The sequence below is a fragment of the Jatrophihabitans sp. sgz311053 genome, from assembly GCF_056135305.1.
The window spans coordinates 1,244,625-1,270,292 of sequence record NZ_JBWAXP010000001.1 but is presented as its reverse complement, the minus strand read 5'-3'; the positions used below and the strand labels follow the sequence as shown (position 1 = coordinate 1,270,292).

Genomic DNA, 25,668 nt, shown 5'->3' with positions numbered 1-25,668 from the left:
AACTGTCCTTCTGATCACGGGGTTTCCTCTGCTCGACGACCACCGGGTGCGACGGTGACGCTAACCGAGAACGACGAGACGTGAAAGCCCCTTTGACATTTTTCCGCGTGTCACCCGGCCGGTTCCGCGGCCGGCGGCGCGAGGGCGTCCCAGAGCGTGGCGACGAAGAGCAGCAGGGTCAGCAGGTGCACGCCGGTGCACCAGAGGCAGATCGCCTCGACGCGGAAGAGCTCGACGTAGACGAGCCAGAAGACGAAGATCACCCCGATGCCCGCACCGGCGGCCCGGCCGACGAGCACTGGCCGCGTCCGAACCGGAACGAGCAGGGCTGCGATCGCGACCACGAAGAAGATCAACCCGAGCAGTGCCACCGGGATGCCGGCGATGACGCCATAGCTGCTCTCGGTGACCTTCTCGCAGTTCACCGTGGCACTGGCCGGGCAGGCCAGCGTGGTCGAGCCGGTGTAGTGCTCGATCGTGAGGTAGATCGACAACGCCAGCCCGGCGACGGCGGTGACGAGCGCGACCATGCGAGCCCCGCTGGGCCGAACCGTCGTCACGTCGAGCCGAGCCTGGCGGCCGCGGCGGTCACCCCGGCGGCAGAGCAGACCGTGGCGGGCTTTCCGCCGGTCACCCGGCAGATGGCTGCGGTGAGGACGTTCGCCGTGCCGTCGACGGCCTTGGCGATGGCGCTCTGCGGGTCCTTCAGCGCCGCCGCGATCTGCTCGTGGCTCTTGCCGGCGAGCACCTGCGGGTCGTAGCTGGCCCCGCTGAGGACGTACCGACCGCCGATGTCCATGAACGGGATCGCACCCTTGCTGGAGACGTAGGGCGGCGCGTTGTACTTCTCGACCAGGGTGTTCTCGGCAGCGGTGAGCTTGTCGAGCGTGGCGTAGGTGTCGCCGTCCACCTGGTTGCTCTGCAGCTCCTTGCCGGTGAAGCTGACGACGTCACTGCGGTAGCTCGCGCCATGGAAGGTGAGCGTGGCGGTGTTGGGATAGACGTCGCTCGGCGAGGACGCCGTCTGACCGAGGCCGGTGAAGGTGCCGAAGCGGGAGAGCGCCACCGTCACGGCCCAGCGCTCGGCGGCGCAGAACGGGCAGTACTCGGCGCCGACGTAGAGGACACTCGGCTTGCCGTCGGCGGTGAGCGCGGGGGCCGAGATGGCCTTGGGCAGCGTCCGCACCGTGCCGGCGCCGATCTGGTTCAGCGTGGCGGCCGGAACGGAGGTCACGTCGGCGACGACGGAGTTGTTCGCCGCGGCGGCCCGCTGCCCGGACTTCGGACCGGTGTCGACGGCGAGGCGGACCACGACGAGGATCGCCAGCACCAGCACGACGGCCGCGCCGATCGAACCGACGACGACGAGACGGCGCCGCCGGTGGGCCTGCTCGATGCGGGCGCGGGCGGCGGCGGCCCGCTCGGCCGACGCGCGCTGCGTCGCCGCCGTGGGCTTGCTGCCACCCGGTCGGCCCTGCTTGCTCTTGCTCACGTGCCCTCCTCGCTCGGCTCTTCACCCCCACAGTCGCCCGGGCCGCCTGTTAAGTTCCGGGCGAGACCGGCTTCACAGGCCACGGGCGGACGGCGGCGGACCTCGTCATGGCGGGGAATCGTCCACCGGCTGCCCGGCGACCGCCTCGACATCACGGAAGAGGCGGTCGACCAGCCAGGCGACGACCTCGTCGAGATCGAGGTCGTCGCGCGTCAACACCTGCTCGGTGCAGACATCCAGGCCGGCGACCCAGCTCAGCAGGGCGAGATCGACCATGGGGCTGCGCGGGGCCGGCAGCCCGACGATGTCGGCGACGACGGCGACCCCGTCACGCCGCGCCTCCTCGACCATGGTCCGGACCTCGCTGCGACTCATCGGCCCGCCGCGCATCAGCGCCAGATAGGCGTCCCGCCGCTGCCGGGCGAACTCGATGTGGCGCCGGGCGAAGCCCGTCATCCGGCCACGGGGGGTCGTCTCGGTCAGGCGCGGCCACTGGAAGTCGCGCAGCTCGTCGAGCATGAGCCGCAGCGCCTCGGTCGTGACGGCCCACTTGTCGCTGAAGTAGTAGAAGAGCAGGCCGTGGGAGACCCCGGCGCGGTCGGCGATGTCGGCGACGTTCACCTCGTCGAAGGGCCGCTCCCCGGCGAGTTCGATGGCGGCGTCGACGATGGCGCGGCGCCGGTCGACACGGGGCTTGTCGACGCGGGGCTTGTCGACGCGGGGCTTGTCGACGCGAGGCTTGTCGACGCGAGGCTTGTCGACACGGGGCCTGCCGCCACCGGAGTTGTTGACGACGGGTTCGTCGGCAACGGGAGTGTCGACACGGCGCCGACGCGTCCGCGCCGCCGGGGTGCGCGGTTCGGTCGTCACGGGGCAACGGTAGGCGATCCGGACCCGACCGCTTGCTCCTGATTCGCCGTCAAAGAATTTGACTGAAAATCAAAACGCTGCCTACGCTCGGGTCACCGACGACAGGAGCTCCCGTGGTCACGCACCTCGCCCGATTTCGCCCCGCCAGCGCGACGGCGGACGACGCGGTGGCGCTCTGGGGCGTGGTCCACGGCGAGACCATCGCCCCGCTCCAGGGCGAGTACGCCACCACCGGGGAGCTCATCGAGCACGGCGAGGCGGATTGGCGCAGCCGCAGCACCGAGCCCGGCACGGTCGCGATCGGAGACGTCCACCTGCTCTCCCCCGTCACGACGCCGTGTCGCGTGATGTGCCAGGGCGTCAACTACCGCGAGCACGCGATCGAGTCCGGGATGGACCCCGACGCCCGCAGCTTCAACCTCTTCTTCGACAAGACCGACGCCGCCGTCACGGGCCCGAGCGATCCGGTGGTGCGTCCCGCGCACGTGCGGCTGCTCGACTACGAGATCGAGCTGGCCCTCGTCCTGCGCACGCAGGTGCGGGAGGCGGTGACCGTCACCGCCGCGAACCTGGCCGACTACGTGGCCGGGGTGACGATCGCGAACGACCTCTCGGCCCGCGACGTGCAGCTCCCGCAGGGACAGTTCCTCAAGGGCAAGAGCTACCGCGGCTTCTGTCCCGTCGGCCCGTACCTGGCGCTGCTCGACCCGGACGAGATGGGCCTGATCGACGAGCTGGATCTGCACCTGGAGGTCAACGGCGAGACGCGGCAGCGCGACTCCAGCGCGAACCTGCTCTGGAAGCCGGCCGAGACCCTCACCGAGCTCAGCACCTTCTGCGACCTGGACCCCGGCGATCTGCTGCTGACGGGGACACCGTCAGGCATCACGGCCTCCTCGCCGCCGCCACTGGTCCGGCGGATCGCGACGGCGCTGCTGAGCGAGCAGCAGCTGTGGCGGGCCTTCGTCAAGCGGCAGCAGGGCCGGCCCTACCTGGCGCCGGGCGATGTCGTCACGGCGAGCATCAGCCACCCCGACGGCCTCGTCGAGCTGGGCACGCAGCGCACCACCATCGTCGGTCCGCCGACGATCTGACGACGAGAACCGGAAGGACGATCATGGTGGAGACGAACCGCACGGCCGAACGCGAGCCGGGGGCGCCGGACAAGGCCCCGGACTTCCTGGCGCACTGGGTCGTCAAGACGGCGCGACGCGACGAGATGGCCGACTGGTACGGCAAGGTCTTCGGCGCCCGGATCGTGCACCGGGACAAGGAGCTGACGTTCCTCACCTGGGACCACGAGCACCACCGCCTGGCGCTCGTCGGTGTTCCGGGGTTCGTGAAGTACCTCTTCCCGCTGGCCCGGTACAAGCGCAAGGTCTACGGCGTCGATCACCTGGCCGTGCAGTTCCTCTCCCTGGAGAAGCTGCTCCTCACCTACGAACGCCTCAAGGGGCTCGGCATCGACCCGGTCTGGGCGATCAACCACGGCCCCACGACCTCGCTCTACTACGAGGACCCGGACGGCATCCGCCTGGAGTTCCAGGTCGACAACTTCCCCACCATCGAGCAGACCGCGGCGTTCTTCGGTACCGCGGAGTTCGAGAAGAACCCCATCGGGACGCTCTTCGACCCCGACTACCTGCTGCTGCGCCTCAAGCGCGGTGACGACCCGGCGGAGCTGCTCGTCCCCGGCGCCGGGACGCCTCCCGGTCAGAAGCTGCGCACCAACAAGCGGACGCTGACCTGGAAGACGCTGTGAGCGAGCCGGCCGCGCGGGTGGTTGTCGTCGGCGCCGGGGCGGCCGGCTCGACGATCGCCCTGCTGCTGGCCCGGTACGGCATTGCCACCACGGTGCTCGAACGCCGCACCACCCCGCTGGAGCACCCGGCCGCGCACGTCGTCAACGCCACCTCGCTGGAGACCTGGGAGCGGATCGACCCCGACCTCGCCGCCGCGATCGCCGCCGAGAGTCCGCCGTTGGAGGAGATCCGGACGATCCGCTGGGCCTCGCGGGTCGGTGACGCCATCGCCGACCTGGACTTCCTCACCGGGGACCCCGAGGAGCTCGCCCTCGTCCGGACGTTCAGCACCTACCTGCGCTCGCACGTCGGGCAGCACCTGCTGATGCCGAAGCTCTGGGACGCGCTCGAGCGCGAACCGCTCGTCGACTTCCGTCGCGGCATCACGGTCGACGGCCTGGCCCACTCCCACGACGGCTCCGTCCTCGTCTCCGAGCAGTCGGGGCGGACTCACGTCGGCAGGTTCGCGGTGGCTGCCGACGGCGCCCACAGCGGACTGCGCGAGGGCGCGGGGATCACGCTGGACGGTCCGGTCCTGGCTCACATGGGCAGCGCCTTCCTGCATGCGCCGGGCCTCTACGCGCCGGGTGAGAATCGCCCGCTGCTGACCTGGATCTACCAGCCCGACTTCGCCGGCGTCCTCATCGCCCACGCCGACGACTGCTACATCCTCATGACCGTCTACCTCCATCCGGGACAGGAGATCGCCCGCTCGCCGCGGAGCTACTGGCAGCGCCTGGTGCCGAAGGTGCTGGGCCGTGACGACGTGACGATCCGCTCGACCGGCACCTGGACGATGACCTCGCAGCTGGCCACCCGCTTCCGCGACCGGGGACTGCTGCTGGTCGGCGACGCGGCCCACCGCTTCCCGCACACGGGCGGCTTCGGTCTCAACAGCGGCGTCCAGGACGCCGAGAACCTGGTGTGGAAGCTGCACGCGGTGCTGCGCGAGGGAGCCGATCCGGCGCTGCTGGACAGCTACGAGGAGGAGCGGCGACCGGTCGTCACCCGCTTCGCCGAGTACAGCGTCCGCAACCACTTCAAGCTCGACGAGGTGACCCGACCCTTCGGGGTCTCGAACAAGGCGCTGTATGACGCCACCCGCGTGGTAGCCAGACCACCGCTGTCCTGGCTGCCGCGCCAGCTGGCGGCGCCGGTCCTGGAGCGCGCGACCCGGCTGCAGCTCGGTCGGACGGCCGGTCTGGATCCGTCCTCGCGTCGCAGCGAGCGACTGCGACAGCATGTCCGGGACGCCGTGCCCGGCCAGATCGAGCACTTCGTCGCCACCGGTCTGGAGTTCGGCTACGGCTACACCGGCAGCCTCACCGCGACCGAGCCCGGTGAGCCGCGCCGGGTCGGCGACGGTATCCGCCACCACGTCCCGACGACCTGGCCGGGGTACCGGCTCCCGCACGTCCCGGTGCTGGACGAGGGCCGCAGCGTCCCGGTCCGGAGGCTCGTCCGCAACAGCGGCCTGACGCTGCTCACCTTCGACGCCGAAGGTTGGGGGCGGCACCTCGCCGACCTCCCCGTCCTGGTCGCCGTCCGGCAGCTCGCGGTGGCGGACGACCTGCCGTCGTCGATCGCGGACCGGCTGGAGATCGGCCCGGTCGGGGCCGTGGTGGTCCGCCCGGACACGCATGTCGTCTGGCGCGCTCGTGACGGCGCTGACTCGGCAGGGGCGAGTCTCGTGTCTTTTCTGCGGGAGGCGTGGGCGCGGTACTGGCCGGCAGGGATGGCCGCCACCCCGGGCTGACCGTCGACTCGGGTCAGAGCCGGGCGGCCGTCCGCACGAGTCCTGCCACCGCCGGCGACGTGCTGTGCGGTGGCCAGGCGATGACCGTCGTGACCGGCGGCGCGTCGGAGAGCGGGACGACGGCGAGGCCGTCGCGCAGGTTGACGCGGGCGGACTCCGGCAGCACGAGGGCGGTCCGCCCCAGCCGGACGAGCTGCAGCACCTGGGTCAGGTCCCGCAGCTCGGGACCGGGACCCTCGGGATAGCTGCCGTCGATTCTCGGCCAGCGCGGCGGCGGGAGGTCCGGGATGGAGCGCGCCTCGGCCTCCGTCATGGCGGCACGGGTGCTGGCGGGATGGCCCGAGGGGAGGACGACGATCTGGTCCTCCACCGTCAGCACGTCGGTGTCGAAGCCGCTGAGGTCGTCGAAGGGGTCGTGCAGGATCGCGACATCGGCACGGCCGTCGCGCAGCATCAGCGCCTGGTGGCCGGGGGCGCTGAGGACGACCTCGACGTGGACGGCGTCGGGCTCGGTGGCGTAGGCGTCCAGCAGCTTGGCCATGATCTCGCTGGACGCTCCCGCCTTGGCGGTGAGGACGAGCGAGGGTCGGTCGCCGTCCTGGACGCTGCGGCGGGTGCGCCGCTCGGCCGCCTCCATCGCCGCCAGCGCGACCCGCGCCTCCCGCAGCAGCACCTCGCCGGGGGCGGTGAGCGTGACGCCGTGCGGGGTGCGGTCGAAGAGCCGGGCGTCGAGGCGCCGTTCGAGTTGCGCGATCGCGCGGGAGAGCGGCGGCTGCGCCATCTGCAGCCGTTCGGCGGCGCGGCTGACATTCGCCGCCTCGGCGACGGCGACGAAGTAGCGCAGCTCGCGGGCCTCCATGCCGTCGAGCCTACGTCGCGTGCCATACCCGTGGGGTATCGCCGGCGACCCGATCGGTCTTGGCCGCCTGCGGGGGCGGCGACGCAGGATCGAGTCATGAGCGAGAAGAAGACGGCGCTGGTCACCGGCGCCAACAAGGGAATCGGGTACGAGATCGCGGCCGGCCTGGCCCGGTTGGGCTTCCGCGTCGGCGTCGGCGCACGGAATGCGGGGCGGCGGGAGGCGGCGGTCGAGAAGCTGCGGGCCGCAGGTCTGGACGTCTTCGGCGTCCCGCTCGACGTCACCGACGACGCCAGCGTCGCTGCCGCTGCCGAGCTGATCGAGCGCGAGGGCGGCCTGGACGTGCTCGTCAACAACGCCGCGATCACCGGCGGCTCGCCGCAGGAGCCGTCCAAGGCCACGGCCGAACAGATCCTGCGGACGGTCGACACGAACGTCGTCGGGGTCGTCCGGGTCACCAACGCGATGCTGCCGCTGCTGCGCCGGTCCGCGTCGCCGCGCATCGTCAACGTGTCGAGCACGGTCGGGTCCATGGCGTTGCAGACGGCACAGCCGGAGGCGGTCGGCCCGATCTCGGCGGTGTACTCACCGACGAAGGCGTACCTGAACGCGATCACGATCCACTACGCCAAGGAACTCGCCGACACCAACATCCTCATCAACGCTGGCTGCCCCGGCTACGTCGCCACCGACCTCAACGGCCACCAGGGTTTCCGGACACCGGAGCAGGGTGCCGCCGTCTTCCTGGAGCTGGCCACCCTCCCGGACGGTGGGCCGTCCGGAACCTTCGGGGACGAGAGCGGTCCGCAGCCCTGGTGATCCCGGCCTACTCGCGAGTGGTCGATTCATCCCCTGAGTGGTCACGGTTCCGCGACCACTCAGGGTCCGCGCCGACCACTCGCCGGCGGCGAGCGTCACGCGGGCGATCCGGGTCGGTTGCGACTCAGTCGAAGTTAACTAGACCGGGGGCCGAAGCCCTCAGCCGAAGGCTCGGTGGTCGCGTGGTCAGACAGACACCGCGTCGCACTAAACGCATTCGCAGGAGGAGATCGTGGTTCCTTAAGCCGGAATCGTTCCTATTTAGGGCCTCCGCGAGCGACTGCCCGGCTTTCCACGCTTGGGCGACCTACTCTCCGGATTCCTTAGTCGGCTGAGTCATAGGTTGCGGTGCCTCCGTGTCGACCATTGGGGGATTGCGGACCCCGAATGGCACGTGGACGCTCGGCGCCGCGTCGGCGGTTGTCCTCAGATGCGGTAGCTGGTCGTCGAAGAAGATGTGCGGCTTTAGCACTTGAACGATCCGCCCCTTGTCGATCCCGCCAAGGAAGAACGCGTCGTTCACAGTCACTCCCCAGGATTTGAGGCTCATTACCGCTCGCTCGTGGGCTGGTGCGTCCCGCGCGGTGACGATAGAAACGCGAAGACGCGGATCGTATGTGTTGTCTACCTCCGCGCGCGTGTTCTCGATCCTCTGTATGTCATTGATCTTGGTCAGTAGGCCGTGCAGTGGACCAGGGTCGAGAGGGGTGGCGAAGTTGGTCGCCTCGTTCTCACGGAACGAGGCGAGATCGCCCTCGGCGTAGACCCGTTCGGCGGCATCGTCGGCCAGAACGCCGTCGAAGTCGAAAGCTATTCGAAGGTCATCAGTGCCGTCGTCAGCAGAGGCTGCACCGAGAACTTGACCTGCCGGAAATCCGGCCCGTACGGCGTCCCGTACGTCGTCGCCGTTCCCCGACAAGAACAGCGACATGTTCAGCACCGGGATGTAGGCGTGTGGTGACTGACCTTGCGTGAAGATCGCGCGCGACATGCCTAGCCCGTGGGAGCGGATCGACCGCATCACTCGCAAGCCCGTGTCAGGGTCATTGTGGGAGAGAACGATTACTTCAACCAAGGACTCTGACGGAGACTCGGCAAGATCGTTGAGTGAGAGCAGCCGCCGTATGAAAGGAAACGCGACACCAGGCTGCAGCGTGTCGTCAAGGTGCGCTTCCTGGTACTGCCGGTAGGCGTCCTCGCCCTGCTCACGAAAGACCGCGTCGCTTTCCTCTAGGTCGAACAGAGCGCTGGAGGCGACCCCGATCACCAACCGATCAGACAGCTCGTACGGCACAGCAAAGCCTCCTGTTGAACCGGGATGGCGCGAACGCTAGTTGCCGAACCTCGGAACCGTCGGAGCGACCCGCACCGCCGTGAGCAACGGTTGTGATGCGGTTCGACAGTCTTCGACGTGGCAGAGTGTGGGCGTGCACGCTCTGTCCAGTGACGCTTGGGAGCTGTTCTGGGAGTTCACGAGAGAGCGGCAATCTATCTACGAGCGTCGCGTAGCCGGTCAGTCTCCACCGTGGACTGACGACCCGATACTGGATCGCTGGCGGTTCACGAACGTGTTCCGTGCCGCGGACCGTGTCAGCCAATACCTGATCCGGACCGTCATCTACGCCGGTGATCCTGACCCGCGAGAGACGCTGTTCCGGGTGCTGCTGTTCAAGTGGTTCAACCGGATCGGAACTTGGGAGCTGCTCGAACGGGAGTTAGGTCGGGTGGCGTTTCGCTCATTTGACCTGAACGCTGCCGATCGTGTCCTTCGCGATGCGCAAACTCGTGGCGAGCGGATCTACTCGGCAGCCTATATAGTGCCGCCTTCCGCGATCCACCCGCGGCCGAAACACTTGGGACACCTACGCTTGATTGCCCACCTGATGGAGTCGGGTCTGGCGGAGCGGGTTGTTAGCAGTGCCTCGTTGGAAGACCTATACCGAATCTTGCTGGCGTGCCCAGGCATGGGCCCGTTCCTCGCGTTTCAGTTCGCCATAGATATCAACTACTCCACGTTGACCGACCATGACGAAGACGAGTTCGTCGTCGCGGGGCCGGGCGCTCTGGACGGCTTGTCCAAGGTGTGGTCCGGCGCCCCAGCCAAGGACGCAACCCAACTGATCCGGCAAACCGCAGCAGAGCAGCATGATCAGCTTGGCATCGACGGTCGACCCTTCACTGGCTTGTGGGGGAGACCGTTGAAGCTGATTGATTGTCAGAACCTGTACTGCGAGATCAGCAAGTACCTTCGAGGCGCCCGTCCGGACATCGCCGGACGCTCCGGACGAACTCGGATAAAGCAGCGCTTCGTTAGCACAAAAGTACGCGAGACTGTCCCTGAGCCGTTCTTCCCGCCGAAATGGGGGCTCAACGTGCCGCAGCGATCAACCTAACGAGTCGATGGGTTCGTCCGGGAGCAGGTGTCCGCAAACGGTCGCGAGCTTGACACCAAACACGAGAATGTCGGCGACACGGGTGACGGTCAGGTCAGTGTCGATGCCGGTGCCGTCAACGTGGTCTTGGAAGTACCAGGCCAGCTTCCCGAGATGCTGCGTGTAATGCCTCAACTGGTCGAGCTTCGACAGGCCATTCACGTCTGGGTGGTAGGTGCCGTCGTGCTGCGCCTGGCATCTCTGCAGGTCACGCCAAGTCTTGGACAGCGGCACCTGCTCGGCTGCGTCGAAGGCACCTGATCCGGCAATCGGATGGCGGTGCTCAATCGCGGAGAGCCGGTCGGCGTACACGCCTACGGGGTCGAGGCGTTGCACGCGAAGCACTCCTGCGGCGAGAAGACGCAGACGCTCACTCGACTCAACGATGACGGTTCGATCGGCGGCCTCGTTGTGCTCTGCCCGGTCGCAGAACTGCGCTAGCCGACCGTTGGCGGTAACCAGCGCCTGAACGATCGTGGCCTGATCGTGGTCCATGTCACCCCTCATCGTGCTCATGCCTTCCAATGTATCGGCGCTGGTCGGCGTGGACTGGAACGCGGCCGGAGCACGCGGTGAAAATCTCGTCACCGGTCGCGATGGGCACGCCTACGACAGGTCGTCGAAGAGTTTCTCGACGCGCGGGATCCGGCGGGCGAGCTTACCTTTGAGAGATTTGTATGCATCCGCGGCGTTCTTGGTCTCGTCGGCGCGGTCCATCGTGTAGGTCTGCGCGGCCTCGTCGAGGTTCATCAAGGCGTCGAAGAAATCGTTGCGGAGGCCCCCACGACCCCCGTACGTAGCGCGGGCGGACTCCAGGAAGTCGGCTACGACCTTGATGCCGCGAACTGGCACTGGCGCACCGTCGGTGGGGCTTTGCTGGCTGGTCGGTACCCAGTCCAGGAGGTAGCGCCTGAGCGTTGCGAGGCTGGCTGATCGCCTGGGAGCACGCGGATCGAAGATGGCCATCGCAAGAACCCTCAACTCGTTCTCGTCGCGCCACGCAACTCGATCGATCTCAGGAACGTTGACCTTCGGGACCTTTCCGCTGAATACCGCCACATTCGTGATCGTGGTAATGGACCCGGCGCGAGCTGAGTCCTTGCCAAGTTTTTCCAGAACCTCGGCCTGCAATCGTGCAATCTCGGCAACGTTGATCGGCCACCAATACCGCATCTCTTGCTTCCGGAAATACGCGGTGCAGTCAAGCCTGTCATTCCGGAGTTGAAACTGGACAAGGCTGAACGATGGAAACTCTGCGCGACTAATCTGCCCGTCCGGTGAAGCAAAATCGCCTACTGGATCGACCAAAACCGCAACGGCTCGGGTGGTGTCAGCGTTGGCCAGCGCGTCTACAGCGTGCGCGATCTGGTCGCACCCAGAGCTTCTGTAGTCCTTGAGGCGCTGCCCGTGAGTGAAGGGTTTTCCGTCAGCGAAATCGGCGTCCTGCCACCAGTCGACCAACTCCCCAAACCATTCCACCCGATCGTCGACTTCGTCGGGCCATGGGTAGGTGGCGGGGGGATTCAGGGCGGTCGAGCCGTCGATGATGGTGCACAGCAACGGTTGGTCCATCCCACGTCCGTTGCTGGCGGAGATCTCGACCAGTCGCTCGTGAACGTCGGAGGCACTCTGGCCGGACACTATTCGCGAAGCGGGAGCGGTGACACGTCGAACCGGCACAGGATCGCTGGGCCTGATGTTGGCGTCGGCAAGTTTGGCAGGCGTACTTGGGACCCTGACGCTGGAAACCGTGACACTACGAAGGGTTGGCAGCGTCGAGTTGACCTCGACGAGCTTGGCGATCTCCTGATCGACACCCTGCATGCCGCCGATGGTTCCGCAAGACGCGACGAGAGCTTCGTAGACGCCATGGTTTTCGTCGCGTAGCGCGAGCGGCATCGTGCCCTCGACATGCTTGTGTCCGTGCAAGACCACATCGGCGTGCATCGCTCCGAGGAACCGGAGGACTGCACCCAGGTTCGCGAACGATTCGAACGGCTTCGCCTCCTCCTCGGGAGTAACGGGGAGAAGGTGATGATGCATGGCCACGAACAGGACCTTTGAGGTGTTGTGTAGCCGGTCAACAATATCGCTTAGCGCGGTCACCTGGTTAGGCGACAGCCGGGGCATGTCGTAGGTACGCACTCTCTTGATCGCGCGAGCAAGATCGTCGTTGATGACGCCAGCATCGATCAAGTGATCCAGGCTCGATTGCGCATCTTCCGCGAAGGGCTCCACCACGCCGCAGTAGTCAGCGCTGTTGACAGCCAAGATCATGAAGTCGTCACCCTCAAGGTACGGGTGCGCGCTGTTCTTGGGCGACCCGCCGGAGGCGTAGTCGATCCCGTCCAGCAGCGGCGTCACGTATCCCTGGTCTCGGATCTTCTTGATGAAGTTCTCGTACCGCTCCGGTGAGCCTTGAGCCGTGTACCAGGCGACGTCATGATTGCCAGGCACGACAACGATCCGTCCGCGCTCCGGCAAGGCCTCGCCGAGCTGTCCCAGCAATTCCGGCAACCGCTCGAAGCCGTCAGGACGCGATTGAGTGGTGATATCACCAGTGATCACGATCGCGTCGAGCGACTCGTCACGAGCAGCGAGACGCTTTCCAAGCGCGCTGAGCGTGGTCTTCAGATGGCGAAGCCGCGTGACCCGGTTGCCTTCATCGATCGCTTCTATCTTGTAGTCGCCGACCTCATCCTCGGACGATTCGTTGCCGAGGTGCAGGTCGGATAAGTGCAGGATGCGGGACACACCCATAGTTGTAGCGGATGCAAGGGTTCTTGTCTCGAAGGTCGGGCCAACAGATCAACCTTAAGGCAGGCGGCGTGCCGTAGCCTCTACTCCCCATGGGCCGCGGCATAGGACGCCCAGCAGCGCCGATGGCACCGCCATTCTGGTACCAGTTTCGTCGCCGCGGTTGAGGCACGCCGCCCTCGGCGGATTGCCGCGTCCCGCGTGTCCAGCCATTGGAGCATCGTCCAACCTTCGAGCCATGACACCTCCTCTTGGGAGCCGTCAGAGGGTTCCGCGTCTTTGCTCAACTGAACCGACAGGAGTTTTCCGCGCGCGAAATGACGCCCCATCCCGGCTGTTCAACCAAAGTGACGAGTCACATCCCGCGCGCGAGCGCGAACAAAGCCAATAGCCTGCCGGTGCCGTACTCGCGTGCTCCTGGTCCATCCACAGCATCGCATCTCCCGGCAGCATGGAGGCCCGGCGGTGGGTCTCACCGCAGCGGGACCCACCGCCGATTGGATACCGGCGACATCTGACGCTCCGCCGTTTGAAACCGGAGGTACATCCAGCATTTCAGAGGTGGAAAAGGCCAAGACACATGCGGCCGGCACCGAAGTGCAGACCGCCAGCGAGTTTGTTAGCGACGCATGTCAAGCACTCAAGTGCCGACAACTCAAGCGGCTAGGTGAAGCAAAATCGGCGATATGCGCGTCACGTATGCGGCCGCCACCGCGCCGGGTCCTGGTTCTACCCGACCACGCCTGAGGTTCCGCGTACCCCACCGGGCCAACCCGCAGACGGTTGATCCCCTCGCCGAAGGGACAGCAGCGCACGAACCCCCAGCCCACCGATGATCGTCCCGAGCGTCAACGAGACGATCACCAGCACCAAGTGCACACCGAAGAACGCGGTCATGCCGTCGTCCCAGGAGCGCTTGTCGGCCCAGATGTTCTTCAGGAACGTCGGCCAGATGATCCAGGACCAGACGCCGAAGGCGATGAGGAACCAGGCGACGCGCTTCGAGACGACCATCCCTGCAGTATGCGCAGGCCGTCGACGCGGCTACGTCCGCCACCCGCCGATCGCACGACTCGCTCCCCCTTGCGCGGAGAACGCACGTTCTCTAGGCTGATCCCACCGGAGAACGTTCGTTCTCCCGATGAGAGGACAGACACCATGGGCTCCATCCGCGTCGGCGACGAGAACTCCACCCCGATCGAGCTGCACTACGAGGACCACGGCACCGGCCAGCCTGTCGTGCTGATCCACGGATATCCGCTCAGCGGTGTCAGCTGGGAGAGGCAGTCCCGCGAGCTGCTCGCCGCCGGTTACCGCGTCATCACCTACGACCGGCGCGGTTTCGGTGAGTCGACGAAGGTGGGGACGGGCTACGACTACGACACCTTCGCCGCCGACCTGAACGTCGTCCTCGACACCCTCGATCTCCGCGATGTCATCCTCGTCGGCTTCTCGATGGGCACCGGCGAGCTCGCCCGCTACATCCGCAATCACGGCTCCGAGCGGATCGCCAAGCTCGCCTTCCTCGCCTCGCTGGAGCCGTACCTCGTGCAGCGCGACGACAACCCCGAGGGCGTGCCGCAGGACGTCTTCGACGGCATCATCGACGCCGCCCGCGCCGACCGGTACTCGTGGTTCACCTCGTTCTTCACGAACTTCTACAACCTCGACGACACGCTCGGGTCCCGCATCAGCGAGGAGGCAGTCCGCGCCAGCTGGAACACCGCGGCGGGAAGCGCACCCGTGGCGGCCTACGCCGTCGTCCCGACGTGGATCGAGGACTTCCGCCCCGATGTCGAGGCCGTCCGCGACGCCGCCCTCCCCACGCTGATCCTGCACGGGACCGCCGACCAGATCCTGCCCATCGACGCCACCGCGCGCCGCTTCCGCGACCTGGTCCCCGCGGCCACCTACGTCGAGGTGGACGGCGCGCCCCACGGCCTGCTCTGGACCCATGCCGACGAGGTCAACACCGCCCTGCTCGACTTCGTGCGGGCCTGATCGAGCGGGGCCTGCGGACACCGCGGGCCCCGCCCGGGCGCTTCGGTACCTTGACCACCATGGCGGACCCCGACGTGCGCCGTCGCATCGTCGACGCGGCGGATCGTCTCTTCTACGCCAACGGGATCAGCAAGGTCGGCATGGACGCGGTCCGCGACGATGCCGGGCTCTCCCTCAAGGCGATCTACCGCGAGTTTCCCTCCAAAGAAGACCTCGTGCTCGCGGTCCTGGAACGGCGTCACGAACTGTGGGCGACGGGCATCCAGCGGGCCGCCATCGGCATCATCGACCCTCGCGCACGGCTGCTCGCGATCTACGACCACCTCGCCGAGTGGTTCGGCGAGAGCGACTTCCGTGGGTGTGGCTTCATCAACGCCTTCGGCGAACTCGGCGCGGCCCATCCCCGCGTCGCCGAGGCTGTGCGGGCGCACAAGCAGTCCTTCCAGGATTACGTGGACGGACTCGTCACCGAGGCGGGTGGCCCGCCCTCACTCGGCGTCCAGCTCGCCATCCTCGCCGAAGGCGCCCAGACCACGGCCGCGATTGCCGGGACGCCTGACCCGGCCGTCGCCGCTCGCGCGGCGGCGGCGGTCCTGATCGGCGCGGCGACGCCGGCGCACGCTTGACCAGTCGACAGCGCCCGGTTGTCAGCGCGAGTCCACGATCCGCCGCATCTTGCCCAGGGACCGCTCGATGCTGTCCGGCTCGGTGACGACCACGGCAGTGGTGACACCGATCGTGTTCTTGATCAGCGTCCGCAGCTGGAGACCAGCGTCGGCCGCGACGTCAGCGGCGGCGTCCACCCGGCGTTCGACGTGGACGGCCAGCTCGTCCAACCTCCCCGAACGGGACAGATGCAGCTGGAAGTGCGGCGAAAGCGCGGGCGTGCGCAAAATCAGTTCCTCGATCTGAGTCGGGAAGAGGTTGACGCCGCGCAGGATGATCATGTCGTCCGTGCGCCCGGTGATCTTGTCCATCCGGCGCATGGGACGGGCCGTCCCCGGCCGCAGCGTGGTGAGGTCCCGCGTCCGGTACCGGACCACCGGCATCGCCTGCTTGGTCAGGGACGTGAAGACCAGCTCGCCCTCCTCACCGTCGGGCAGCACCTCACCGGTGAGCGGGTCGACGACCTCGGGGTAGAAGTGGTCCTCCCAGATGTGCAGGCCGTCCTTGGTCTCGACGCACTCCTGCGCGACACCGGGGCCCATCACCTCCGACAGGCCGTAGATGTCGGTGGCGTCGATGCCGACGCGGGCCTCCATCTCGGCGCGCATCTCGTTGGTCCACGGCTCGGCGCCGAAGATGCCGTACTTCAGCGAGCAGTCGGCCGGGTCCATCCCCTGCCGCTCCATCTCGTCGACGACGGCGAGCATGTACGACGGCGTCACCATGATCACGTCGGGGCGGAAGTCGCGGATGAGCATCACCTGCCGCTCCGTCATGCCACCCGAGACGGGCACGACGGTGCAGCCGAGCCGCTCCGCGCCGTAGTGCGCCCCCAACCCACCGGTGAAGAGGCCGTAACCGTAGGCGTTGTGCAGCACGTGTCCCGGACGTCCGCCGGCGGCGCGGATCGAGCGCGCCATCACCGTGGCCCAGGTGTCGATGTCGTCGGCGGTGTAGCCGACCACGGTGGGGCGGCCCGTCGTCCCGGACGAGGCGTGCACCCGCACCACCTGCTCGCGCGGCACGGCGAACATCCCGAACGGGTAGTTGTCGCGCAGGTCCGCCTTGGCAGTGAAGGGGAACTTCGCCAGATCCGCCAGCCCGCGGCAGTCGTCCGGATGGACCCCGGCCGCCTCGAACGCCGCCCGGTAGTGCGGCACGTTGTCGTAGGCGTGGCGCAGCGACCACTGCAACCGGGACAGCTGCAGCGCGCGCAGCTCGTCGGTCGAAGCCCGCTCGATCGGGTCAAGACCCTCAGGCGTCGAAGTCAACGGTGACCTCCTCGGTGACGGGGACGGCCTGGCAGGTGAGGACGTAGCCGGCGGCGACCTCGTCGTCCTCCAGCGCGAAGTTGCGGCGCATCGACACCTCACCCGACGTGCATAGCGCCCGGCACGTCCCGCAGACCCCGCCCTTGCAGGCGAACGGCAGGTCGGGGCGGGATTTCTGCGCGCCGTCCAGAACGGTCGTCCCCGGCGGGAGGGTGAGGCTGGACGAGCGGCCGTCCAAGACGATCGTCACCTGCGCGCCATCCCCGACCGGTGCCTCGACGTGGCTGGCCTCGACCGGGGGCTCGTCGCCGACCCAGAACAGCTCGCGGTGGATGCGACCGCGGTCGACACCGAACTCGGTGAGGACGTCCACGGCCCCGGTGACCATCGCGAACGGACCGCAGAGCCACCAGTGGTCCACGGCGGCGACGTCCACCGTGACCGGCAGCAGCGTCCGCAGCCGTTCGGCGTCCAGCCGACCGTTGAAGAGCTCGACCTCCTGCGCCTCGCGCGAGAGCACGTGGACGAGCCGCATCCGCGCGGGGTCCGCGTCCTTCAGGTCGGCGACCTCGTCGGCGAACATCACGGTGTCACTGCGGCGGTTGCCGTAGAGCAGCGTCACCGTCGACTCGGCGTGCGCGGCGAGCGCGGAGGCGGCAATCGAGAGCATCGGCGTGATGCCCGAGCCTGCCGCGATGAGCACGTGATGTCCCGGCGTCGCGAGATCGGGGGTGAACGACCCGGACGGCGGCTGCACCTCGACGGTGTCGCCGGCCCGCAGCTCCCGGACCAGCCAGCCCGAGACGTGCCCGCCGGCCACCTCGCGGACGCCGATCCGCGGCGCCGCGCCGACCGGGGCGCAGATCGAGTACGAGCGCCGCTCCTCGCCCCGGCGGACGGTGAGCGTCTGCCCGGCGCGGAAGGCGAAGTCGCCCGCCGCCTCGTCCGGGACGGCGAAGGTGACGGCGGCCGCGTCGTCGGTGAGCCGGTCGACGCGGGCCACCGTGAGTGGGCGGAAATCGGTGCGAGTCACAGCGTCTTGAATCCCTCGAACGGCTCGTCGCAGGCCTCGCAGCGGAAGAGCGACTTGCAGGCGGTGGCGCCGAACTCGGCCGAGCGGCGGGTGCGGTCCGAGCCACAGCGCGGGCAGGACGGCGTTGGCGGCAGGCCCAGCGTCAGCGGCACCGGGCCGGTGCGCGGCCCCACCGACGAGGGCGGGGCGATGCCTGCCTCGGCCAGCTTGCGCCGGCCCTCGGCGGTGATCCAGTCGCTGCTCCACGCCGGGGCGAGCTGCGCCCGGACCTCGACCTGCTCGTAGCCGGCCCGCTGCAGCCGGCGCCGGACGTCCGCGCTGATCTCGCGCATCGCGGGACAGCCGCTGTAGGTAGGAGTGATCGTGGCGACGACGGTCCCATCGACGACGGTGACATCGCGCAGGATGCCGAGATCGGCCACCGTCACCATCGGCAGCTCGGGGTCCGGGGTGGCGGCGGCGACGTCCCACGCGGTGACGGTCGCGGTCACCGTCGCGGTCACCATGTCGCGTCCGGGAGCTGGCGCGCCACGGACTGCAGCTCGGCCAGCACGTATCCCAGCGCCTCGGTGTGGACGCCCTGCCGTCCCGCCCGGCCACCGACTGCGGCCAGCGGCGCGGCGGTGGGGCGATCGAGCTGCGCGGTGGCGAGGACGATGTCGAGCACCGCGTCCACCGCGGCCGGTTCGACCAGGGCGAGGGCGTCGGGGTCCGGGGCGAAGACCTCGCCGAGCAGCGGCCAGACGTCGTCCATGGCCTGCTGCATCCGCTGGTGCGAGAGCTCCGTCCCGTCACCGAGGCGGACGACCCACTGCGCGGCGTAGTCGCGGTGGTACGTGAGCTCCTTGACGCCCTTCTCCGCGATGGCAGCGAGCACCGGATCGGGGCAGCGCGTCAGCTCCTCGAAGAGCGCCAGCCGCCACGAGGCGACGAGCAGCAGCCGTCCGACGAGGTCGGCGAAGTTCTCGTCCGCCCGCTCGACGAGCCGGACGTTGCGGAACTCCGGCTCGGTCCGCAGGAAGGCAAGATCATCCTCGCTGCGGCCCAGGATGCCGCCGGCGCGGGCCAGCAGCATCCGCGCCTGGCCGAGGAGGTCCAGGGCGATGTTGGCGATCGCCGTCTCCTCCTCCAGCTCCGGCATCCGCGTCATCCACTGCTGCAGCCGGTGGCTGTAGATCAGCGCGTCGTCGCCGAGGGCGAGGCAGAAGCGGGCGAGCGCGTCGGCGTCCACCCCCTCGGGAACAGAGGTGTCGATGCCCTCGAGCGGATCGGTGAAGCCGGTACCGAAGGCCCAGCGGTCGCCGTCGTCGTCCGCGCCGAGCAGGTCGTACGGGTTGTCGTCGTTCATGGTTGTTCGACCTCCTTGGGGCCGCTCGCTCCGCTCGGGCCCGGCGTCGGCCGAGCCGCTCCTCCCGTCGCGGCCTGTGCTTCCTGGCTCTTCGCGCGAGCGCTCATCGAAGTGCTCACATGTGCGGGACGTCGTCGGGGATGTCGTAGAACGTCGGGTGGCGGTACACCTTGTCGCCGGCCGGGGCGAAGAACGGGTCCTTCTCGTCCGGGCTCGAGGCGGTGATGTCGGCCGAGGCGACGACCCAGATCGAGACACCCTCGTTGCGGCGGGTGTAGAGATCCCGCGCGTGGTGCAGCGCCATCTGCGGATCGGCCGCATGCAGCGACCCGACGTGGACGTGATTCAGTCCACGCTTGCCGCGCAGGAAGACCTCGTACAGCGGCCATCCACTCCCCGGCGTGTAGGCCTCTTGTCTGGCCCGCTCGCTCCGCTCGGGGCCGTCCTGCGAGTCCTGTGCAAGCTCGCTGCGCTCGCGCACCGCCGGGCTCTTCGCGCGAGCGCTCATCGCGTTGTCACTCACCTCCGGGCTCCCTTCGCGGCATGGGCGGCCGCCGCGTCGCGGACCCACTGCCCCTCCTCGTGAGCGCGGCGGCGGTGTTCCAGCCGCTGCGCATTGCACGGACCGTTGCCCTTCAGCACGGCCTTGAACTCGTCCCAGTCGATGGCGCCGAAGTCGTAGTGACCCCGTGCCTCGTTCCAGCGCAGCTCCGGGTCCGGCAGCGTGACGCCGAGCTTCTCGGCCTGCGGCACGGACATGTCGACGAAGCGCTGCCGCAGCTCGTCGTTGGTGTGCCGCTTGATGCCCCACGCCATCGACTGCTCGGTGTTGGGCGAGTCGGCGTCGGGCGGGCCGAACATCATCAGCGACGGCCACCAGAACCGGTTCGTCGCCTCCTGGACCATCGCCCGCTGCGCCTCGGTGCCCCGCATCATCGTCATCAGCAGCTCGTAACCCTGCCGCTGATGGAACGACTCCTCCTTGCAGACGCGAATCATGGCGCGCGCGTAGGGACCGTAGGACGACCGGCAGAGCGGCACCTGATTGCAGATGGCCGCGCCGTCGACGAGCCACCCGATCACGCCGACATCGGCGAAGCTCAGCGTCGGGTAGTTGAAGATCGACGAGTACTTCTGCCGGCTGGTGATCAACTTCTGCGTCATGTCCTCGCGGTCGGCGCCAAGGGTCTCGGCAGCGCTGTAGAGGTACATGCCGTGGCCGGCCTCGTCCTGCACCTTCGCCAGCAGGATCGCCTTGCGCCGCAGCGACGGCGCCCGGGTGATCCAGTTGCCCTCGGGCTGCATGCCGATGATCTCCGAATGCGCGTGCTGCGCGATCTGCCGGATCATCGTCTTGCGGTAGCCCTCGGGCATCCAGTCGCGCGGCTCGACGCGTGAGTGGACGATCACATCCTCGAAGTACGAATCTCGATCTGGACCGCTCGCTCCGCTCGGGTCCGTCTCGAGCTTCGTGCGCAAGCTCGCTGTCGCTCGCGCGCTCGAGGGCTCTTCGCGCGAGCGCTCATCGCGTTGTGGTCCGGTCATGACTCGCCCCACTCCTTCGCGACCATGGTCAGCACGTCGTAGGTGGCGACCGTCGCGTCGTCCTGGTTGGTGACGACGGCGTCCCAGCGGACCTCGCCGTACTCCCCCGGCCGCGGGCTGATCTGCTTGCAGGTGAGCGTCACCGTCATCGCGTCGCCGAGCTTGAGCGGCGTGACGAAGCGCAGGTTGTCGATGCCGTAGTTCGCCAGCACCGGCCCGAAGTCCGGCTGGACGAAGAGCCCCGCCGCGAACGAGACGATCAGGTAGCCGTGCGCGACCCGGGTGCCGAAGAACGGGTTCTTCGCGGCATCCGCCTCAGAGGTGTGGGCGTAGAAGGTGTCGCCGGTGAACTCGGCGAAGTGCGCGACGTCCGCCTCGGTCACCACCCGGGGTCCGCCGATGACGGTGTCGCCGATCTGCAGCTCCGCCAGCGACTTGGTGAAGGGGTGCGGGCCGCCGATGGTGCGCGGGGCGCCGGGCGTCCAACGGCCGGTGATGGCCTGCTGCATCCGCGGCGAGGCCTGGACGGCCGTCCGCTGCAGGTGGTGGAACACCCCGCGCATGCCGCCCATCTCCTCACCGCCACCGGCGCGTCCGGGGCCACCGTGGACGAGCATCGGCAGCGGCGAGCCATGCCCGGTCGACTCCGGCGCGGCGGCACCGTCCAGGACGAGCAGCCGGCCGTGCCAGTGGGCGGTGCCGAGCACGACGTCACGGGCGAAGTCCGGGTCGTCGGTGACGATCGACCCCGCGAGCGAGCCCTTGCCGAGGCCGGCCAGCTCGATGACGTCCGCGGTGTCGCTGTACGGGATGAGGGTGCTGACCGGGCCGAAGGCCTCGACCTCGTGCAGCTCGGGACGGCGGCTCTCGGCGGCCTGCAGCAGCACCGGCGAGAGGAAGGCGCCGCGCTCGACGTCCGCGCCGACGACCTCGACCTGCTCCGGGTCGCCGAAGACGATCGTCGCGTTGGCCTGCAGTGCCTTGAGCGAGCGGCGGACCTCCTCGCGCTGTTCGAGCGAGGCCAGCGCCCCCATCCGCACCGACTCGTCGGCCGGGTTGCCGACGACGACCTTGGCCAGCCGCGCCGCCGCCGCCTCGGCGACGGCGTCCACCACCGTCGCCGGGACGAACGCCCGCCGGATTGCGGTGCACTTCTGCCCGGCCTTGGTCGTCATCTCGACGACGAGCTGCTTGACGTAGCGGTCGAAGGCCGGTGAGCCGGCCACGGCGTCCGGGCCGAGCACGGACATGTTCAGCGAGTCGGCCTCGGCGTTGAACCGCACCGAGCGCGCCACCACGTTCGGGTGGGACCGCAGCCGCTGCGCAGTCGAGGCCGAGCCGGTGAAGCCGAGCAGGTCCTGCTCGGTGAGGTGGTCGAGCAGGTCCCCGGCCGAACCGTTGACGAGCTGCAGGGCCCCCTCGGGCAGCAGCCCGGACTCCAGGATCAGCTCGACGACCCGGGCGGTGAGGTACCCGGTCTGCGAGCCGGGCTTGATGAGCGACGGGACGCCGGCGATGACGGCCGGGGCCAGCTTCTCCAGCGGACCCCAGACGGGGAAGTTGAAGGCGTTGATCTGGACGGCCACGCCGCGCAGCGAGGTGAGGACGTGCTGGCCGAGGAACTGCCCACCCTTGCCCAGCTGCTCCAGCGGCGCCTCGACGACGATGCGGTCGTTGGGCAGCTCGCGCTTGGCCTTGCTGGCGTAGCTCAGCAGCACGCCGATGCCGCCGTCGATGTCGAACTTGGAGTCCCCGAGCGTGGCGCCGGTGCGGAAGGAGAGCTGGTACAGCTCGTCGCGGTGCTCGCGGAGCATCAGGCCGACGGCCTTGAGCTGCGCGGCGCGCTCGTGGAAGGTCAGCTCCCGCAGCGCGGCGCCCCCGGTCGTCCGGCCCCACTGCAGGGCGGCGGCGAAATCAACCCCGTCGGAGGAAACCCGGGCGACCTCGTCACCGGTGACGGCATCGCGCACCGGATCACCGTCGGCCGGGGCGACCCAGCGGCCGCCGACGTAGCTGCGCAGTACTGCCATGCCGAGCTCCCTCGCATCATTACAGACCGATCGTTCAGTAAGTTACGCTACCGCCATGGCCGAGTCGAGGGGCACGTCGGACGCACAGCTTCCCCAGAGCGTCGCGGCGATGATGGCCGACGACGAGGCCTCCCGGTGGCTCGGCATGGAGGTCCTGACGTGCGGCCCGGGCACGGCGCGGGTGGCCATGACCGTCACGGCGTCGCACTGCAACGGCTACGCGATCGCCCACGGTGGGCTCGTCTTCGCCCTCGCCGACACCGCCTTTGCCTGCGCCTGCAACAGCCACGGTCCGGTGACGGTGGCGGCGGGTGCCGACATCACCTTCGTCGCGCCGGCCCGTGCGGGCGACGTCCTCGTCGCGGAGGCCACCGAGCGCACCAGCTTCGGCCGCTCCGGGATCTACGACGTCACCGTCCGCCGCGGCGACGACGTCATCGCCGAGTTCCGCGGCCGCAGCCACCGGCTCGCGAAGTCCCCGGCGTGACCGCCGCCCGCCGGCCGGGGCGCCCCGGTTACGACCTCGAAGGCCTGCTCGCGGTCGCCGTCGAGGTCTTCAACGAGCGCGGCTACGACGGCACGAGCATGGAGGATCTCGCCAAGCGGCTCGGCATCGCCAAGTCCGCCATCTACCACCACGTGACGAGCAAGGAGCAGCTGCTGCGGCTCTCCCTGGACCGCGCCCTCGACGGCCTCTTCGCGGTCGCCGACGAGGTGCGCGCCACCGACGCACCCGCGGTGGTCCAGCTCGAGAGTCTGGTCCGCGGGTCGGTCCGCGTCCTGCAGCGCGAGCTCCCCCACGTCACGCTGCTGCTGCGCGTGCGCGGCAACACCGCCACCGAGCGCGACGCGCTGGAGCGCCGCCGCCGCTTCGATCGCTTCGCCGCGGAGCTCGTCCGCCAGGCCGAGGCCGACGGCGACCTCCGCGCCGAGCTCAGCCCGACGATGACGGCCCACCTGCTCTTCGGTCTCGTGAACTCGCTCGTCGAGTGGTACCGGCCGGGACGCTCCGGCACCTCCGGCGACGCCCTCGCCGACGCCATCGTCAGCTTCGCCTTCGCCGGCCTGACCCCGCGGATCGTGGACCCCAACGCCGAATAGTTCGGCGTGTCAGTCCACGGTCGCTGCGATCTGACAACGCCGGATTCTCGGGCCTGACAGCGCCTGACGGACAACCGGGGAGAACTCCACCTTTCGGACAGCTCGGGCACCGGTCCAGAGTGAGCGCGCTCCACACCGCTCACCTCGGAGGTCCCGTGAAGGTCCGCAACCTGGCCGTCCTGGCCGTCGCCTCGCTCGTTCCCCTCGTCGCCGGCCACGCCCCGGCCGTCGCGGCCCTGCCCACGGTCGACATGGAGGCGACGGTCAAGGCGGCCCAGATCGACCCTCGTCGCGCCGACGACACCCAGACCCCCGGCGCGCACGACAGCGTGCTGCTCGTCGAGCAGGCGCTGCGCGCCAAGGGCCTGCTCGCGGCGCAGTGGGTCGACGGCTACTTCGGCACCGAGACCGTGGCCGCCTACGCGAAGTACCAGCAGTCCCTCGGTTACAGCGGCCTCGCCGCCAACGGACTGCCGGGGACGACCTCACTCACCAAGCTCGGCAGCAACCGCTTCACCGTCACCCGGACCATCGGCCCCGGCACCAAGACCACCCTGGACGGCAAGACCGTCAACACCCGCACCAAGGCGATGCTCACCGAAGCCGAGCGACTCCTCGGCCGCGACCTGACCCTCGACCAGGGGTCGTACAACCCCGGCGGCGACCCGACGTCGGCCGGCACCCACGACGGCGGCGGCGTCGTCGACATCAACGTCGACGGCATGAGCAACGCCACCAAGACCACCGTCGTGCGAGCGCTGCGCAAGGTCGGATTCGCGGCGTGGTCGAGGACCCCGAGCCAGGGTGACTGGCCGTACCACATCCACGCCGCCGCGATCAGCGACACGGATCTGTCCAGCCAGGCGCAGCACCAGATCGGCGACTACTACCTCGGCATGAACGGCCTGGCCAACCGCGCCGCCGACGACGGTCCCGCGGTCTCCCCCATCCGCACCTGGGAGGAGTACCAGCGCGCCTGACCCGCCCCGCACCCGACACACCTCACCCCGACCGAGAGGCAAGACCATGAAGATCTCCACCCGAGCGGCCTCGCTGGCCGTCGCCGCCGCTGCCGTGGCGGCCCCGATGCTCACCTTCGCCAGCCCGGCGCAGGCGGCCGCCCGCGACGGCGTCTGCGACAGCGGCGAGTTCTGCTACTACTACAACTCCGACAACGCCGGCTCGATCTCGGACTTCGCCAGCTCCGAGGACGACTACGGCACGACGCAGCCCAGCTGCTACGAGTTCAAGGGTGCCGGCAACGGCCAGGGGCAGTGCATCAAGAACAACGCCGCCTCGGTCTGGAACCGCACCGGCAAGACGGTCACCGTCTACTACAACAGCGGCTACGCGGGCACCTCGCAGAGCTTCGCCGCCGGCGCCAAGACCAACCTCAACGCGACGATGAAGAACGAGAACGCGTCGCACATGATCGGCGGCTCGACCAGCGGCGACAGCTGCACCTACCGCGGCAACAACCCGAATACCTGCGCGCAGGCCGTCGCCTGGGCCAACAACCACCTCGGCACCACGAACAGCGCCTACTACGGGGCCTGCGACCACTACGTCGGTGTCGCCTACGGCTGGTCCAACAGCGGCTCGACGACCGCCTACGTCCACTGGACGCAGGTCCCGTCGACCTACAAGCACGCCGGGGACCGCACCGTCCCGGCCGGCGGCCTCGCCTTCTTCAAGGGCGGCTCCACCGGGGCCGGTCACGTCATGATCTCGCTCGGCGGCGGCCAGTTCGCCTCGACCGACGTCGGTTCGGACGGCCGCTACAGCCCGAACCACTACAACAAGACGACGATCGCGACGATCGAGTCCAGCTTCAACGAGACCTACCTCGGCTGGACCCAGCCCTGGTTCAACCACTGAGCCGGGAC

26 protein-coding genes are annotated in these 25,668 nt (G+C 68.7%); 11 read left to right on the top strand and 15 right to left on the bottom strand.

The window, feature by feature from the left end; translation table 11 throughout:
• Positions 1-110: 110 nt before the first annotated feature.
• From AC0NZQ_RS05845 to AC0NZQ_RS05835, 3 genes are all read right to left on the bottom strand, one after another.
• A complete protein-coding gene (locus tag AC0NZQ_RS05845) occupies positions 111-560 on the bottom strand; it encodes a vitamin K epoxide reductase family protein (RefSeq protein WP_474528712.1) in 450 nt (149 codons plus the stop codon).
• Positions 557-1,492, bottom strand: coding sequence for a DUF929 family protein (locus AC0NZQ_RS05840; protein ID WP_474528711.1), 936 nt, complete (start codon positions 1,490-1,492; stop codon positions 557-559). Before AC0NZQ_RS05840 ends, AC0NZQ_RS05845 begins: the two co-directional genes overlap by 4 nt.
• Before the next feature lie 105 nt (positions 1,493-1,597).
• Positions 1,598-2,362 (bottom strand): TetR/AcrR family transcriptional regulator, encoded by a 765-nt coding sequence (locus tag AC0NZQ_RS05835; protein WP_474528710.1) that lies wholly within the window; start codon positions 2,360-2,362, stop codon positions 1,598-1,600.
• 113 nt (positions 2,363-2,475) lie between these two features.
• On the opposite strand from AC0NZQ_RS05835, the gene AC0NZQ_RS05830 reads away from it, so the two are divergent.
• Genes AC0NZQ_RS05830 through AC0NZQ_RS05820 form a run of 3 tightly spaced genes read left to right on the top strand, consistent with a single transcriptional unit; the run spans position 2,476 to position 5,920 of the window.
• Positions 2,476-3,456: a fumarylacetoacetate hydrolase family protein gene (locus AC0NZQ_RS05830; protein ID WP_474528709.1), complete on the top strand. Its 981-nt coding sequence runs from the start codon at positions 2,476-2,478 to the stop codon at positions 3,454-3,456.
• A gap of 23 nt (positions 3,457-3,479) precedes the next feature.
• Entirely contained in the window at positions 3,480-4,124 is a 645-nt protein-coding gene (locus AC0NZQ_RS05825; RefSeq protein ID WP_474528708.1) for a VOC family protein, read from the top strand.
• On the top strand, positions 4,121-5,920 hold the full coding sequence (locus tag AC0NZQ_RS05820) for an FAD-dependent monooxygenase (RefSeq protein WP_474528707.1): 1,800 nt from the start codon (positions 4,121-4,123) through the stop codon (positions 5,918-5,920). The genes AC0NZQ_RS05825 and AC0NZQ_RS05820 overlap by 4 nt, the downstream gene beginning before the upstream one ends.
• A gap of 13 nt (positions 5,921-5,933) precedes the next feature.
• Here AC0NZQ_RS05820 and AC0NZQ_RS05815 read toward each other — a convergent pair whose 3' ends face one another.
• Positions 5,934-6,779: a LysR family transcriptional regulator gene (locus AC0NZQ_RS05815; RefSeq protein WP_474528706.1), complete on the bottom strand. Its 846-nt coding sequence runs from the start codon at positions 6,777-6,779 to the stop codon at positions 5,934-5,936.
• 96 nt (positions 6,780-6,875) lie between these two features.
• On the opposite strand from AC0NZQ_RS05815, the gene AC0NZQ_RS05810 reads away from it, so the two are divergent.
• Entirely contained in the window at positions 6,876-7,598 is a 723-nt protein-coding gene (locus tag AC0NZQ_RS05810) for an SDR family oxidoreductase (RefSeq protein WP_474528705.1), read from the top strand.
• A gap of 307 nt (positions 7,599-7,905) precedes the next feature.
• Here AC0NZQ_RS05810 and AC0NZQ_RS05805 read toward each other — a convergent pair whose 3' ends face one another.
• Complete coding sequence (locus tag AC0NZQ_RS05805) at positions 7,906-8,892, bottom strand: 5'-nucleotidase (protein ID WP_474528704.1); 987 nt, start codon at positions 8,890-8,892, stop codon at positions 7,906-7,908.
• Between the two features lie 133 nt (positions 8,893-9,025).
• On the opposite strand from AC0NZQ_RS05805, the gene AC0NZQ_RS05800 reads away from it, so the two are divergent.
• On the top strand, positions 9,026-9,991 hold the full coding sequence (locus tag AC0NZQ_RS05800) for a nucleotide kinase domain-containing protein (protein ID WP_474528703.1): 966 nt from the start codon (positions 9,026-9,028) through the stop codon (positions 9,989-9,991).
• On the opposite strand, the gene AC0NZQ_RS05795 is transcribed toward AC0NZQ_RS05800, so the two are convergent.
• The 3 genes from AC0NZQ_RS05795 to AC0NZQ_RS05785 form a co-directional block, all read right to left on the bottom strand.
• Positions 9,983-10,546: a hypothetical protein gene (locus AC0NZQ_RS05795; protein ID WP_474528702.1), complete on the bottom strand. Its 564-nt coding sequence runs from the start codon at positions 10,544-10,546 to the stop codon at positions 9,983-9,985. The two genes, AC0NZQ_RS05800 and AC0NZQ_RS05795, sit on opposite strands and share 9 nt — an antisense overlap.
• 90 nt (positions 10,547-10,636) lie before the next feature.
• Entirely contained in the window at positions 10,637-12,784 is a 2,148-nt protein-coding gene (locus tag AC0NZQ_RS05790; protein WP_474528700.1) for a metallophosphoesterase, read from the bottom strand.
• Between the two features lie 732 nt (positions 12,785-13,516).
• Positions 13,517-13,801: an SCO4848 family membrane protein gene (locus tag AC0NZQ_RS05785; protein ID WP_474528699.1), complete on the bottom strand. Its 285-nt coding sequence runs from the start codon at positions 13,799-13,801 to the stop codon at positions 13,517-13,519.
• A gap of 144 nt (positions 13,802-13,945) precedes the next feature.
• On the opposite strand from AC0NZQ_RS05785, the gene AC0NZQ_RS05780 reads away from it, so the two are divergent.
• A complete protein-coding gene (locus AC0NZQ_RS05780; protein ID WP_474528698.1) occupies positions 13,946-14,788 on the top strand; it encodes an alpha/beta fold hydrolase in 843 nt (280 codons plus the stop codon).
• A gap of 59 nt (positions 14,789-14,847) precedes the next feature.
• Complete coding sequence (locus tag AC0NZQ_RS05775) at positions 14,848-15,414, top strand: TetR/AcrR family transcriptional regulator (RefSeq protein ID WP_474528697.1); 567 nt, start codon at positions 14,848-14,850, stop codon at positions 15,412-15,414.
• A 21-nt stretch (positions 15,415-15,435) separates the two neighbouring features.
• Here the strand turns inward: AC0NZQ_RS05775 and paaK are convergent, their stop codons facing one another.
• The 7 genes from paaK to paaZ all read right to left on the bottom strand — a co-directional run bounded on the left by paaK (position 15,436) and on the right by paaZ (position 22,681).
• Positions 15,436-16,725 (bottom strand): phenylacetate--CoA ligase PaaK, encoded by a 1,290-nt coding sequence (paaK, locus tag AC0NZQ_RS05770; RefSeq protein ID WP_474528696.1) that lies wholly within the window; start codon positions 16,723-16,725, stop codon positions 15,436-15,438.
• Entirely contained in the window at positions 16,709-17,770 is a 1,062-nt protein-coding gene (gene paaE / locus AC0NZQ_RS05765) for a 1,2-phenylacetyl-CoA epoxidase subunit PaaE (protein WP_474529434.1), read from the bottom strand. Before paaE ends, paaK begins: the two co-directional genes overlap by 17 nt.
• On the bottom strand, positions 17,755-18,264 hold the full coding sequence (gene paaD / locus AC0NZQ_RS05760; RefSeq protein WP_474528695.1) for a 1,2-phenylacetyl-CoA epoxidase subunit PaaD: 510 nt from the start codon (positions 18,262-18,264) through the stop codon (positions 17,755-17,757). The genes paaE and paaD overlap by 16 nt, the downstream gene beginning before the upstream one ends.
• A complete protein-coding gene (gene paaC, locus AC0NZQ_RS05755; RefSeq protein ID WP_474528694.1) occupies positions 18,258-19,106 on the bottom strand; it encodes a 1,2-phenylacetyl-CoA epoxidase subunit PaaC in 849 nt (282 codons plus the stop codon). Before paaC ends, paaD begins: the two co-directional genes overlap by 7 nt.
• A gap of 115 nt (positions 19,107-19,221) precedes the next feature.
• A complete protein-coding gene (gene paaB / locus AC0NZQ_RS05750; RefSeq protein WP_474529433.1) occupies positions 19,222-19,614 on the bottom strand; it encodes a 1,2-phenylacetyl-CoA epoxidase subunit PaaB in 393 nt (130 codons plus the stop codon).
• Between the two features lie 11 nt (positions 19,615-19,625).
• Positions 19,626-20,516, bottom strand: coding sequence for a 1,2-phenylacetyl-CoA epoxidase subunit PaaA (gene paaA, locus AC0NZQ_RS05745; RefSeq protein WP_474528693.1), 891 nt, complete (start codon positions 20,514-20,516; stop codon positions 19,626-19,628).
• Between the two features lie 131 nt (positions 20,517-20,647).
• A complete protein-coding gene (gene paaZ, locus AC0NZQ_RS05740) occupies positions 20,648-22,681 on the bottom strand; it encodes a phenylacetic acid degradation bifunctional protein PaaZ (RefSeq protein ID WP_474528692.1) in 2,034 nt (677 codons plus the stop codon).
• Positions 22,682-22,736: 55 nt separating this feature from the next.
• On the opposite strand from paaZ, the gene paaI reads away from it, so the two are divergent.
• The 4 genes from paaI (at position 22,737) to AC0NZQ_RS05720 (ending at position 25,660) form a co-directional block, all read left to right on the top strand.
• The gene (paaI, locus tag AC0NZQ_RS05735; RefSeq protein ID WP_474528691.1) at positions 22,737-23,168 is read left to right on the top strand and encodes a hydroxyphenylacetyl-CoA thioesterase PaaI; all 432 of its coding nucleotides are present in this window, start codon (positions 22,737-22,739) and stop codon (positions 23,166-23,168) included.
• Positions 23,165-23,782: a TetR/AcrR family transcriptional regulator gene (locus AC0NZQ_RS05730; protein ID WP_474528690.1), complete on the top strand. Its 618-nt coding sequence runs from the start codon at positions 23,165-23,167 to the stop codon at positions 23,780-23,782. Before paaI ends, AC0NZQ_RS05730 begins: the two co-directional genes overlap by 4 nt.
• A gap of 155 nt (positions 23,783-23,937) precedes the next feature.
• Positions 23,938-24,762 (top strand): peptidoglycan-binding domain-containing protein, encoded by an 825-nt coding sequence (locus AC0NZQ_RS05725; protein ID WP_474528689.1) that lies wholly within the window; start codon positions 23,938-23,940, stop codon positions 24,760-24,762.
• 46 nt (positions 24,763-24,808) lie between these two features.
• A complete protein-coding gene (locus tag AC0NZQ_RS05720; protein ID WP_474528688.1) occupies positions 24,809-25,660 on the top strand; it encodes a peptidase inhibitor family I36 protein in 852 nt (283 codons plus the stop codon).
• The last annotated feature ends 8 nt before the right edge of the window (positions 25,661-25,668 follow it).

Coding starts and splice junctions, on each gene's coding strand:
- AC0NZQ_RS05825 (WP_474528708.1), top strand. CDS start 3,480: ATGGTGGAGACGAACCGCACGGCCGAACGCGAGCCGGGGGCGCCGGAC.
- AC0NZQ_RS05815 (WP_474528706.1), bottom strand. CDS start 6,779: ATGGAGGCCCGCGAGCTGCGCTACTTCGTCGCCGTCGCCGAGGCGGCG.
- AC0NZQ_RS05810 (WP_474528705.1), top strand. CDS start 6,876: ATGAGCGAGAAGAAGACGGCGCTGGTCACCGGCGCCAACAAGGGAATC.
- AC0NZQ_RS05795 (WP_474528702.1), bottom strand. CDS start 10,546: ATGAGCACGATGAGGGGTGACATGGACCACGATCAGGCCACGATCGTT.
- AC0NZQ_RS05785 (WP_474528699.1), bottom strand. CDS start 13,801: ATGGTCGTCTCGAAGCGCGTCGCCTGGTTCCTCATCGCCTTCGGCGTC.
- AC0NZQ_RS05780 (WP_474528698.1), top strand. CDS start 13,946: ATGGGCTCCATCCGCGTCGGCGACGAGAACTCCACCCCGATCGAGCTG.
- AC0NZQ_RS05775 (WP_474528697.1), top strand. CDS start 14,848: ATGGCGGACCCCGACGTGCGCCGTCGCATCGTCGACGCGGCGGATCGT.
- paaD (WP_474528695.1), bottom strand. CDS start 18,264: ATGGTGACCGCGACGGTGACCGCGACCGTCACCGCGTGGGACGTCGCC.
- paaC (WP_474528694.1), bottom strand. CDS start 19,106: ATGAACGACGACAACCCGTACGACCTGCTCGGCGCGGACGACGACGGC.
- paaB (WP_474529433.1), bottom strand. CDS start 19,614: ATGAGCGCTCGCGCGAAGAGCCCGGCGGTGCGCGAGCGCAGCGAGCTT.
- paaZ (WP_474528692.1), bottom strand. CDS start 22,681: ATGGCAGTACTGCGCAGCTACGTCGGCGGCCGCTGGGTCGCCCCGGCC.
- paaI (WP_474528691.1), top strand. CDS start 22,737: ATGGCCGAGTCGAGGGGCACGTCGGACGCACAGCTTCCCCAGAGCGTC.
- AC0NZQ_RS05720 (WP_474528688.1), top strand. CDS start 24,809: ATGAAGATCTCCACCCGAGCGGCCTCGCTGGCCGTCGCCGCCGCTGCC.